The organism is Streptomyces sp. NPDC030809 (assembly GCF_055572195.1).
This window is the reverse complement of record NZ_JBVIDV010000043.1, coordinates 1-11032: the sequence shown is the minus strand read 5'-3', so window position 1 is coordinate 11032 and position 11032 is coordinate 1. Positions and strand designations below refer to the sequence as shown.

Sequence of the window (11032 nt, the reverse complement as noted above, 5' to 3'; positions counted from 1 at the left end):
CCCCAATTCAAGAATCTGGGGGTGCGGGGGAAAAGGGGGAAAGGAGACCCCTGTCGGTGAGGGGCCCTCCCTGCCCCCCCCCCCCGGGGGTGCGGCCACCCCGGACGGGCCTCGGCCCGGGGTGTGACCGGGCCGCGGTCAGCCGTCCGCGGTCAGCCAGCCGTACCGGATCGCGGCCAGGGCGAGCGTGAAGCGGTTGCTGGCTCCGGCGCGCTGGGCCAGCGCTTCCACGTGCCGGCGGACCGACCGCTCGCTGAGGTTGAGCCGGCGTGCGATCGCCCCGTCCTTGGCCCCGGTGGACAGCAGGACGAGGACGTGCCGCTGGACGGGGGACGGCGGCTGCGCGGCAGGGCCGGCATCGGCCGTACGGGCTCCCCCCGCGGCCGGACCGGGGCCCCGGGCCCCGGCCGGCTCGGCTCCCGCGGGGGCGGCGCGGGCGAAGAGCAGCCCGAACTGGTCCAGCAGGGCCTGCTGTTCGGCGAAGAGCCGGTGCTGGGCCCTGAGCAGCCGCTCCCGTTCGGTGAGCAGCTCGTGATAGGGGTGCGGTCCGGACGGACCCTGCGTACGGGGCGGGTGCGGGTGCACCATGCTCCTCCCTTGAACGGGGGTCGGGATGTGGTGTCACGGTCCTCGGAGCCCGCGGGGGCCGGCCGGATGCCAGCCGGCCAGCACCGGGGCGGCGGCGAGCGCCCTGCGGAGGATCCGGTCGCCGGCCGCCCCGGCCTCTTCCGCGCCCGTGGCGAGGAGGAACAGGGCGAGGTCCAGGCGGCCTTCCGCCGGGCGGGCGTAGACGTGCTCCAGCCGGTCGCCGGGCGCGGCGGCGGCCCAGACGGCATCGCTCACGAGATGCCGGTCGGCGGACCGTTCGGGTTGGCCGGGGGGTGCCAGGAGGGCGATGAGGACCATGACGAGGGGCACGTCAGTCCCAGATCAGGCCGAAGAGGCCCGCCAGGCCGAAGAATCCGGAGAGGCCGGACGATCCGAAGCCGGGAGATCCCGGGATGCCGGTGCTGCCGACGAAGGTGTGGAACATGAGCTGCCTCTTTCCGAGGGAAGGACGGGGAGGTGCGCGGTCGGTCTGGGAGGCGGGCCCGCCGTGTTCGCGGTGCCGAGTCTTGCCGAGCGCCGGCGGACCGGGAAGGGGCATCCGGTGACACCAAGTCCCCCTGAGCACTTGGTGTCAGGGCCGGGCGCCGGGCCCCGGCCGCGGCACCGTTTTCTACAAGACCCGCCTCCCCCGCTCGCGCACACTGCTGTCCACACGCGGCAGGGCGACCACGGAATCGTTGTGTGCACACGGGGAGGCGTTGATGCTGTCCGCACTGGGGCTCGACACGTCGGCCGAGGCCATCTACCGCTTGATGGCCGGGCAGCCGGAAGGCTGGGGCGTCGAGCAGATCGCCGACCGGACCGGTCTGGACGAGGAGCAGGTCCGCGGCGCGCTGGACCGGCTGGCCGAGCTCGCGCTGCTCAGGGAGTCGGCGGAGCGGCCCGACGGCTGGCGGGCGATCCACCCGACCCTGGGCCTCAGGCTGCTGCTGCGCCGGGAGCAGGACGAGCTGGAGCAGCGCCGCCGTGAGCTGGACGCGAGCCATGCCGCGGTCACCCGCATGATCTCCGACCTCGCCGTACCGTCCGGCACCGGCACCGGCACCGACGGCCGGCCCGACAGCGAACGGCTGGTCGGCATGGACGCGGTCCGCGACCGGCTGGAGCGGATCGCCGACGGCGCCGCAGCCTCCGTCTGCACCTTCATGCCGGGCGGCGGGCACTCCGCCGAGTCCATTGCGGCGGCCCGGAGCAACGACGCCCAGGTGCTGGGCCGCGGGGTGCGGATCCGGACCGTCTGCCTGGACAGCGTCCGCAACAGCGGGCCCACCCTGGAGTACGCGCGCTGGCTGACCGAGGCCGGCGGGGAGGTCCGCACGGTCCCCGCCCTGCCGCTGCGCATGATCCTGGTGGACGGGGCCAGTGCGCTCGTCCCGCTGGATCCGGACGACAGCCGCCGCGGTGTGGTGGTGCTGCACGCGGCCGGTGCCGTGGCCGCGCTCGGGACCCTCTTCGAGCAGGTGTGGGAGGTCGCGCTGCCCTTCGGCACGCAGCGGGCGCCGCATCCGGGGTCCGGCCTCAGCGCCCAGGAACGCGAGCTGCTGGGCCTGCTGGCCACGGGCCTCACGGACGAGCGCGTGGCGGGCCGGCTGGGCGTCTCCCTCAGTACGGTCCGCCGCAGCATGGCGTCGATCATGGAACGCCTGGGCGCCCGCAGCCGGTTCGAGGCCGGGCTGCGGGCTGCTCAGGCCGGCTGGCTGTGACCGGGCCGGCTGCGGGCGGGCCGCAGCCGGCGGCTGGCAGGAGCCGGTGGCCCTGCCGGGGATCACGGGCCCTCCGGGTCCAGCCGGTACAGGGCCCGCCAGGTCTGGGTGCCCACCTTGCCGTCGGCGGTCAGGTGCACCATCCGCTGGAACTCCTTGACCCGCCGGGTGGTTTCGGGGCCGAAGACCCCGTCGATCCGCACCGGCAGTTCGACGAGGCCCAGGAGGCACTGGACCTCCTTGACCCGGCTGCCGGTGTCCCCCTGCACGGTGAGCGCGTAGCCCGAGTAGTGGTTGCAGTACCCGGTCGCCGAGGAGGGCCCCGGGTCGGACGCCGCCCGGGCGGCGGACCCGCCCGCGGCGAGTGCGCCGAGAGCGAGGGAGAGCGCGAGGACTCCCCCGGCCAGGCGGTGCGCGTTCAGGGGTGCGTGGTGCGAGCGGTTCACGTTCGGTCCTTTCCGAGTGGCCGGTCCGGCACGGGGCCCTGGCGGGCCCCGGCCGGGTGCAGGTCGAGCATCGGGCGGAGCCGGGTGCCGGAGGAAGACGCGCCGGGTGAGCGCAACCGCTCACGAGCGGTTCCTGTCTCCTCAGGGGCGTGACCGTGCGCCGGCGGGCGCCGTCCTCTCCCGTACCGAGACGGTGACGTGGTCCACCCGGAGCGGATGGCCCGGCTCGGTGGCCGGGCCCGCCGTCGCCCCGTCGGCGCGCGGCAGGCTGCCGCCGATGGCGACGTTGAGGATCAGGAACAGGCCGTGGTCCACCGCCTGTCGCCAGGTGGCGGCGGGCATCCGGCGGGCGGGCACCCGGTGGTGGACCCGGCCGTCCCGGTACCAGCGCACCTCCTCGGCGCCGGGGGTGCGGTCGACTTCGACGGCGTACGTGTGGAAGCCCGTGCGGCAGCCGGGGCAGGGCTGCGGACCCGAGGTCAGGCCGGCGGGTTCCCGGCACGGACCGCCGTCGGGCACCCCGCAGTGCATGGTGCCGAAGAAGGTGTCGCGCCCGTTGACCTGCTCCATGACGTCCAGTTCCCCGACGGCGGGCCAGCCGGTGTAGCCGTCGCGCAGCGGGGCGCCGAGCGTCCAGAAGGCCGGCCAGTAGCCCGCGGCCTCGGGGCCGGTGACCTCGGGCAGGGCGAGCGAGGCCTCGATGCGCAGCACTCCGCCGGGCGGGGCCGCGAAGTCCGAGCGCCGGGTCTCGATGCGCCCGGAGCTCCACCGGCCGTCCTTGCGGGTGGGGACGATCTCCAGGACGCCCTTGCCGTCCAGGCGCACGTTGTCCGTCGAGGCGGTCATCGTCTCGATCTCGCCGGTGCCCCACTGGGGGGCCGGGCAGCCCGGGTAGCAGGTGCCGGTGTCGTGGATCCAGTTCGCCGCCGAGGGCGGGCTGCCGGCGGGGCCGTCGAACTCGTCCCGCAGCAGCCTGGTCCAGCCGTCCCGGCCGGGCCGGCCGACGTCGCCGGCCGCACCGGCGGCGGGGAGCGCACCGGATTCCGTCAGCAGCCGCTCCAGCCGCGGGGTCAGCACCACGGCCGCCGCGTTCGTCAGGTGGGCGTCGTCCCGGTAGAGCAGGATGCGTTCGCGGACCGCCGGGCAGGTGGGACCGGTGCCCGGGCACAGCACCGGGTTGACGCTGATGCTCCGTACGCCGGGCAGGGCGCCGGCCGCGATCCGGCGGGCCAGCGGGTCGGGCTGCCGGGAGCCGGCGCGGTCGAAGGCGCAGTCGGCCGGGTGGCCGGGGCTGCCGGACACGCAGGCGGGGATGTCGGTGCCGGGCACCGGGGTGTCCTCGACGTAGACGATCGGTGCGCCGAGCGCGCGCAGCGGGGCGAGGGTCTTCTCCCAGCCGGCCAGCAGGCGCTGCGGGTCGGCGGTGTAGCGGTTGAGCGAGCCGATGACGATCAGCCGGGGCCGGGGCCCGCGGCGCAGCCGCTCCAGGGCGTCCGCCCGCCAGGTGTCGCATTCCCGGTAGCCGCGGCCCAGCTGCGGGTTGTGCACGGCGACCTGCGGCAGGGGGCAGCCCTGCTTGACGAGTTCCTGGAGGGCCCAGCCGCGCCGGGCGGCCAGCGCCAGCATCGGCGAGAACCACTGGCCCGCGTGCGAGTCGCCGAGCAGCACGATCCGGTCGGGGCTGTCCACGTCCCCGAACAGGCACTCCGGGCTGCGGGTCACGGCCGGCGCGACCTCGCACCCGGCGTCCGGCGGGAAGTCCCTGCGGGCCTGCGCCGGGGCGGGCACCACCGGGCCGTCGGCGTACGCCACCCCCGGGTTGCGGGCGAGCAGGGCGGGACCGGAGGCCGCGCCCGGGGGCAGCCCGGCGGGGTCCACCGGGCCGGCCGGGCCCAGCAGGCGGACCGTCGTACTGCCCACGACCAGGGCCAGCACCACCGGGAGGACGATGGCCGAGACCCCGACCGCCAGTCCGCGGCGCGGGTGTGCGGAGACGGTGCGGCTGCGCCGCAGCGGCCGCTCGACCCAGCGCATGGCCGCGTACGCGGGCAGCACGGACGCGAGGGTGAGCGCGGTCTTGGCGGCCGGGCCGAGCGGACGGCCGGCCCACGCCTCGGCCAGCACCAGCACCGGCCAGTGCCACAGGTAGAGGTTGTACGACAGCCGCCCGATCGCCCGCGGCACCCGGCGGGCCAGGATCCGCCCCACGCCGAACGGCTCCTCGGTGTAGCGCTCGCCGCGTCCGGGGATCGCCGCGAGGATCACGGCGGCGGCGCCGGCGGTGGGCACCAGGGCCGCGCAGCCCGGGTAGGGGGTGGAGGAGTCGTAGGCGAGGACGCACCAGGCGATCGCCGCGGCCCCGGCCCATCCGGTCAGCACCCGCAGGATCCGCGGGCCGCGCATCAGGTGCCAGGGCAGCAGGGCGAGCAGGGCGCCGGCCCCGAACTGCCAGACGCGGGCGGGGGTGCCGAGGTAGGCGAGCGAGGCGGAGCGGTCGGTCCAGTGCAGGGACAGCGCGAAGGACACCGCGACCAGCAGGGCGGCGGCCGGTGCCACGAGCAGCCGGACGGCGCGGCCGCGGCGGGCGGCGCGGGCCGTGCCGAAGAGCAGGACGAGGAGCGCCAGCAGGGGTCCCCAGAACAGGTAGAACTGCTCCTCGACGGCGAGGGACCAGAAGTGCAGCAGCGGGCTCTGGGCCTGGCCGGCCGCGAGGTAGTCGGTCTGCTGGGACACGAACCGCCAGTTGGCCGCGGACAGCGCCCCGGCGAGTACGTCCCGTTCCAGGTCGGTGCGCCGCAGGGGCACGGTCAGCCAGGCGCCGGCCGCCGCGACCGCGGCGAGGACGACGGCGGCGGACGGCAGCAGGCGGCGGGCCCGGCGGGAGAAGAAGGCGCCGAGCCGGATCCGGCCGGTGGTGATCGCCTCCCGGACCAGCAGGCCGGTGATCAGGTAGCCGGAGATGACGAAGAAGACGTCCACGCCGACGAACCCGCCGGCGGCGCCGGGCAGTCCGGCGTGGAAGGCGAGCACGGCGAGGACCGCGACCGCGCGCAGGCCCTCGATGTCGGGCCGGAACGCGGACCGGTGCGGGCTGGGCCCGGACTCGGCGCCGGGGTTCCGCCCGGACGGGGCGGGTGCGGGCGCCGCGGTGGACGGGACGGGTGCCGGGGCGGATGCGGGCGCCGCGGTGGGCGCGCCGGCGGACGGTGGGCCCTCGGGCCCCCGCAGGCCGCGGGAGCCGGGTGCCACGGGGAAAGCCATGGTGATGAGGCCTTTCGGTTCGGCCGGAGGTTCGTTGCGGCCGGGTCTCAGCCCAGCCACGGGAGCATCGGGTCGACCCAGCCGGACGCCAGCAGTCCGGTGAGCAGGAGCAGGGCGGACGCGGCGAGGGTCTCGGGCCAGCGGCGCGGCAGCATGCCCGTACCGGGATGCAGCCGCAGGCGCAGGGCCTGCGGGATCCGCAGCCGGCCCGGGGCGGCCGCAGTCCGGGCGGGGCGCAGCTCGCGCGCCAGCTCGCGGATCAGGGGGACGTTGATCTGGCACTGGACCAGGAGGTAGAGGAGCAGGCCCCAGTTGGGTTCCCAGCCGTTGCGGGCGACGGCGAGGGCGAGCCCGGCCGCGGCGGCGCCGTTGGAGGCGAGCAGCCAGACCAGGGAGACGGCCACCACGCGGCGGGCCATGCCCCCGCGGGCCCCCTTGCTGCGCACTCCGGTGGGCACCCAGGCGGCGCTTCGCCCGCGGATCGTGTGCAGGAACGCGGTGGCGGCGGCCACGCTGGTGAGGACGTTGGCCCGGATGACCTCGACCCGCCAGCGGGTGCGGCTGATCCGGGGCAGCAGCACGTGCCACAGCCACAGGGGTGCGAGCAGCGGCAGTACGTGCCAGGGCCGGATGTCGTCGGGGTACCAGAACATCATCACGAGCGGCGGCAGCGGCGCGGCGAAGGTGTTCACGGCGGTGGTGAGGTAGCCGACGATGCCCTCGTAGAAGCAGAGCCGCATCCGCCAGGGTGCCCGCATCTGCCGCAGCACCGGGGTGCCGAGCAGGTGCAGGTTGCCCATCGCCCACCGGTACTGCTGGTTGACGAAGGCGGTGACCTCGTCGGGGGAGGTGCCCTTGGCGACCAGGACGGGCACGTAGAGGGTGCGGTACCCGCGGGCGTGCAGGGCGAGTCCGGTGTAGAGGTCCTCGCTGTGGTCGAGGCGGGCGAAGCCGCCCGCGGCGTCGATCGCGCTGCGCCGGTAGACGGCGTTGCTGCCGCAGCAGATCGCGGCGTCGCTCGCGTCCCGGGAGGGCTGGATCCAGCGGAAGAACCACTCCTGGGCGGCGCCGGCGGCCCGCTGGATCCAGCCCATGGTCTCGTCGGTGTCGAAGCACTGCGGGCTCTGCACGATGCCGACGCCGGGGTCGGACAGGTAGGGCACGAGGTGGTGCAGGAAGTCCGGCCGGGGCGCGAAGTCCGCGTCGAGGATGGCGATCAGCTCGGCGCTGCTGAGGGTCAGGGCGTGGTTGAGGTTGCCCGCCTTCTTCAGGTGCCCGCGGTCGGGGCGTACGACGTACTCGAAGCCGTACGAGTCTGCCAGCGCGGCGACTTCGGGCCGGTCGGCGTCGTCGAGGACCCAGACGGTCAGCGGGCCGGGCCAGTCGACCGCGGCGGCGGCGCGGTAGGCGTTGGCGAGCACCGGCAGGGGTTCGCCGCACGTCGGCAGGTAGAGGTCCACGCCCGGCGCCCGGGCGGGCTGCCAGGCGTGCACGAGCACCTCGTGGGACTGCCGGGTCAGCCGGCGCTGCCGCAGGCTGTTGACGGAGGACAGGACGAGGGCGACGACGTTGAGCCCGAGGACGGCGAGGAACGCCCACAGGGCGGGTGTGCGCAGGGCGAAGGTGAGCATGGTCACCGCCGTGAACACGAAGGCGAGCGAGGTGCCGACGAGGACCCAGCGCCGTTGCGGGCCGAAGTACCAGTAGAGCTCTTCGTCGGACGGAGGTTGCGGAAGGTGGTGCACGGTCATGGAGCCCCCCACGGCTGGATGCGTGCCGTTGCAGAACCTTCACCGTAACGGCAGAGGTATAGACCATTCGCCAAAGAGGAGGCCAACAGGCGGAATCGGCCACGGGATTGGCGAGTCCTGAATGGTCCACACCTCTGTATGAAATACGCAGGTCACAGGCGTGTGAACGGCACACGAAGAGCGCGATCGCCCAGGTGTCCGGCCGGTGGACCGGCCCCGGCCCGGCCCCGGCCAAGGAGCCATGATGAGGTGACCGCATGAGCGACATCGAGACGATCACCATCCCCGAGCACCTCCACGGCTACACCGGGGTCGCCTTCGGCGGATACGTGGCGGGCGTGCTGGCCGGGCGGGCCGCCGCGGAGCACGTCCGCGTGGACTTCCGACGGCCCGTCCCCACCGGGCAGCCGGTACTGCTCTCCCCGACCGGCGACGGCGGCTGCACCCTGTCCCGAGGGGACCTGCTGCTCGCCGCCGCCGTACCCGCCGGCCCGGCCGCGCAGGGCGCCGAGGTACCCCGGGCCCCCTCCTGGGCCGAGGCGCAGGCGGCCGCGGAGGCCTACCGGGCCGCCCCGCCGGACGGGCAGACCGACTGCTTCGGCTGCGGACTGGACCGCACTCCCGCCACCGGGCTGCGCCAGCACTGCGGCCCGGTGCCCGGGCGGGCGCTGGTCGCCACCGCCTGGACCCCCGGCCCGGAACTCGCCGGGGCGGACGGGCTGCTGCCGCCGGAACTGGTGTGGGGCGCCCTGGACTGCCCCGGCAACGCCGCCGGCCGCCTGCTCGACGGGCGCCCGGCCGGCGCGGTCACCGCGGCGCTCGGCGCCCGGCTGCTGCGGCCGGTCCGCGCGGGCGAGCGGCTGGTCTCGTACTCCTGGCTGCTGTCCTCCGCGGAACGCAAGTACGGGGTGGGCACGGCCGTTGCCACCGCCGACGGCGAACTCTGCGCCACCGCCGAGGCCTTGTGGGTGGTCCCGCGCACGGCCGCCCGCTGACGGGAGCGGCCCCCGCTCCCCCGCCGGCCGCCTTCCACGCCGCCCGGCCCGCGTGGCAGAGCCCGGGCCGCTGTCCGGTGTGGAAGGGTCGCTGCACCGGGTGAGGAACGCGAGTGGGAGTGATGATCCGATGTCCCGTGACGGTGCGGCGTACGGCGCGTGGTTCTACGAGAGCCAGCAGGACGGCTCGGCGCGGTCCGCCGCGCGGGTGCTGCCGCTGGTGTTCGATCTGGTCCGGCCCGAGAGCGTGGCCGATCTGGGCTGCGGCACCGGCTCCTGGCTGCGGGCCGCGGGCGAGCTGGGGGCCGGGACGCTCCTGGGCGTCGACGGCCCGTGGGTCGACGAGGAGTCCCTGCGCATTCCGGCGGACTGCTTCGTACGTCACGACCTCGCGCGGCCGCTGGAGCCGGTCGGGCGGCGTTTCGACCTGGCGATGTGCGTGGAGGTGGCCGAGCACTTGGACCCCGAGCGCGCGGGCTCTCTGGTCGCCGAACTCTGCGCGCTGTCCGAGGTGGTGCTCTTCTCCGCCGCGGTGCCCGGCCAGACGGGGAGCGACCACCGCAACGAGCAGTGGCCGAACTACTGGCGCGAGCACTTCGGCCGCTGGGGCTACGCACTCGTCGACTGCCTCCGCTCGCGCCTGTGGGAGGACCCGGAGATCGAGCCCTGGTACGCGCAGAACGCCTACCTGTACGTCGGTCCGGAGCGCCTGGCGCGCGACGAGCGGCTGCGGGAGGCGGCCGCGGAGACCGGGCGCATGCCGCTGTGCGTGGTGCACCCCGGGCTGCTGGCCCTGTTCTCGAAGCCGTTCGCGCCCGCGGTGCCCGCCCCGCCGGTACGGCGTCCCGCGCCGCTGCGCTTCCTCGCGTCCGCGCAGTAGCGGGGCGGGGGCTCCGGGGGGTCAGACCCGCGCCGGCTCGGCCAGCCGCCGGAGGGCGAGCCCGCGGTTGTGCAGCGTCTGCTCGCGGTAGACGGCGGGCAGGTCGGGGAGGGCGAGGAGCCGGTCGCAGGCGTCGATCGAGGCGGTCATGTCCCCGACCCAGTACGAGGTGATCGAGTACTCGAACAGCAGCCCCCACCGGTAGACCCAGGGCTGGGTGAACAGCACGTCGTCGGGGGCGGGGCGGTCCAGACAGGCGCGCACGATGGCGTGCGCCGCATGGTGGCTGCCCCGCAGCCGCAGGCGCGCCGCCAGTTCGTAGCAGGCCTCCAGCCGCTGGGGGCGCGATTCCCAGGCGCGGGTGAAGGCGTCCATGGCCGCCGGCCAGGCGCCGGGGTCCCCGCTGTCGCCGTGCAGGGTGCCGACCTGGAGCAGGGACTGGTACACCTCCTCCGCCCAGCCGCCCATGGCCGCGCGCTGCTCGTACAGGCTGATGGCCCGGGCGCGGTCGCCCATGTCGCGCATGGTCTGGGCCAGGTAGAAGACGGTCCGGGCGTTGGCCGGGTCCCGTTCCATCTCGGCGGTCAGCAGCCGGGCGTCGCGTTCGAACTTGTCGTGCTTCGAGCCGCCGTCGCCGTGGTCCTCGATGACCAGGGCGTCCAGGTGGGCGACGCTCTCGGTGCGGTCGCAGGTGATGAACTCGTGGGTGACGCCCTCGTACCGCCACGGCAGCCGGCCGCTGACCAGGCGCTTGATGCGGTACTCGGTCTCCCCTTCGTGGCGGAGCATGTACGCGTCCGCCGCCAGCGGGGGCAGCGGGGCGTCCTGGCGCAGGACCAGGTCTGCGTCGAGGAGGAGCAGGTAGTCCGCCTTGCCGTGCGCGCGGGCGATGTTGCGGCTGCGGTTGTGCCCGAAGTCGACCCAGGGTTCCTCGTGGAGTTCGCCGGGGATCCCGTGGAGCGCGTCGCGGATCAGCTCCCGGGTCCCGTCGGTGGAGCCCGTGTCGGTGATGACCCAGGTGTCGATGTGGTCCCGTGCCGAGGCCAGGCAGCGTTCGATGACGGCGGACTCGTTCTTCACGATCATGCAGAGGCAGACGGTCGGCTTCACGCCCGGACCCTACGGAACGCAGCCGCGCGGGGGGCCCGGCACGCCGGGTGTCCGGCCGGGCGGTGGGCCGCGGCGCACTCGTTCGGGCCCCCGTGCTGCTCCGAACCGGGTACCGGCGTGGGGCGGCGGCGGTCGCACCCCGCCGCACCGGCCAGGGAGGGCCGGTGCGGCGGGGCTGCGCGTGCGGACTACTTGGCGCCGAGGCCGGCGTCGGAGACCGCGGGCTTGCCGGCGGCCTTGAGGACCTTGTTCAGGAGCGTCAGGTCGTAGATCCCGG

Annotated in this window: 9 protein-coding genes; 3 read left to right on the top strand and 6 right to left on the bottom strand. The window is 75.2% G+C overall.

The genetic code is table 11. From position 1 onward, the window contains the following. Positions 1-138: 138 nt before the first annotated feature. Positions 139-588 (bottom strand): helix-turn-helix transcriptional regulator, encoded by a 450-nt coding sequence (locus ACZ407_RS34385; protein ID WP_468135378.1) that lies wholly within the window; start codon positions 586-588, stop codon positions 139-141. A gap of 33 nt (positions 589-621) precedes the next feature. Beyond that, positions 622-918: a hypothetical protein gene (locus ACZ407_RS34380; protein WP_468135376.1), complete on the bottom strand. Its 297-nt coding sequence runs from the start codon at positions 916-918 to the stop codon at positions 622-624. 392 nt (positions 919-1310) lie between these two features. On the opposite strand from ACZ407_RS34380, the gene ACZ407_RS34375 reads away from it, so the two are divergent. Further along, positions 1311-2312, top strand: a complete 1002-nt coding sequence (locus tag ACZ407_RS34375; protein ID WP_468135374.1) for a LuxR C-terminal-related transcriptional regulator — start codon at positions 1311-1313, stop codon at positions 2310-2312. Between the two features lie 62 nt (positions 2313-2374). On the opposite strand, the gene ACZ407_RS34370 is transcribed toward ACZ407_RS34375, so the two are convergent. From ACZ407_RS34370 to ACZ407_RS34360, 3 genes are all read right to left on the bottom strand, one after another. Further along, positions 2375-2758, bottom strand: a complete 384-nt coding sequence (locus ACZ407_RS34370) for a peptidoglycan-binding domain-containing protein (protein WP_468135372.1) — start codon at positions 2756-2758, stop codon at positions 2375-2377. 141 nt (positions 2759-2899) lie between these two features. Next, entirely contained in the window at positions 2900-6019 is a 3120-nt protein-coding gene (locus tag ACZ407_RS34365) for an SGNH hydrolase domain-containing protein (RefSeq protein WP_468135370.1), read from the bottom strand. Between the two features lie 47 nt (positions 6020-6066). Further along, positions 6067-7770 (bottom strand): glycosyltransferase family 2 protein, encoded by a 1704-nt coding sequence (locus tag ACZ407_RS34360; RefSeq protein ID WP_468135368.1) that lies wholly within the window; start codon positions 7768-7770, stop codon positions 6067-6069. Between the two features lie 257 nt (positions 7771-8027). On the opposite strand from ACZ407_RS34360, the gene ACZ407_RS34355 reads away from it, so the two are divergent. Then, a complete protein-coding gene (locus ACZ407_RS34355) occupies positions 8028-8765 on the top strand; it encodes a PaaI family thioesterase (RefSeq protein WP_468135366.1) in 738 nt (245 codons plus the stop codon). A 130-nt stretch (positions 8766-8895) separates the two neighbouring features. Continuing rightward, the gene (locus ACZ407_RS34350; RefSeq protein WP_468135364.1) at positions 8896-9645 is read left to right on the top strand and encodes a class I SAM-dependent methyltransferase; all 750 of its coding nucleotides are present in this window, start codon (positions 8896-8898) and stop codon (positions 9643-9645) included. Positions 9646-9666: 21 nt separating this feature from the next. Here ACZ407_RS34350 and ACZ407_RS34345 read toward each other — a convergent pair whose 3' ends face one another. Next, a complete protein-coding gene (locus ACZ407_RS34345) occupies positions 9667-10755 on the bottom strand; it encodes a tetratricopeptide repeat protein (RefSeq protein WP_468135362.1) in 1089 nt (362 codons plus the stop codon). Positions 10756-11032: the final 277 nt, after the last annotated feature.

Bases quoted from the DNA above. Each gene is read 5' to 3' on its own strand.
- ACZ407_RS34385 (WP_468135378.1), bottom strand. From the start codon at position 588: ATGGTGCACCCGCACCCGCCCCGTACGCAGGGTCCGTCCGGACCGCAC.
- ACZ407_RS34375 (WP_468135374.1), top strand. From the start codon at position 1,311: ATGCTGTCCGCACTGGGGCTCGACACGTCGGCCGAGGCCATCTACCGC.
- ACZ407_RS34365 (WP_468135370.1), bottom strand. From the start codon at position 6,019: ATGGCTTTCCCCGTGGCACCCGGCTCCCGCGGCCTGCGGGGGCCCGAG.
- ACZ407_RS34360 (WP_468135368.1), bottom strand. From the start codon at position 7,770: ATGACCGTGCACCACCTTCCGCAACCTCCGTCCGACGAAGAGCTCTAC.
- ACZ407_RS34355 (WP_468135366.1), top strand. From the start codon at position 8,028: ATGAGCGACATCGAGACGATCACCATCCCCGAGCACCTCCACGGCTAC.
- ACZ407_RS34350 (WP_468135364.1), top strand. From the start codon at position 8,896: ATGTCCCGTGACGGTGCGGCGTACGGCGCGTGGTTCTACGAGAGCCAG.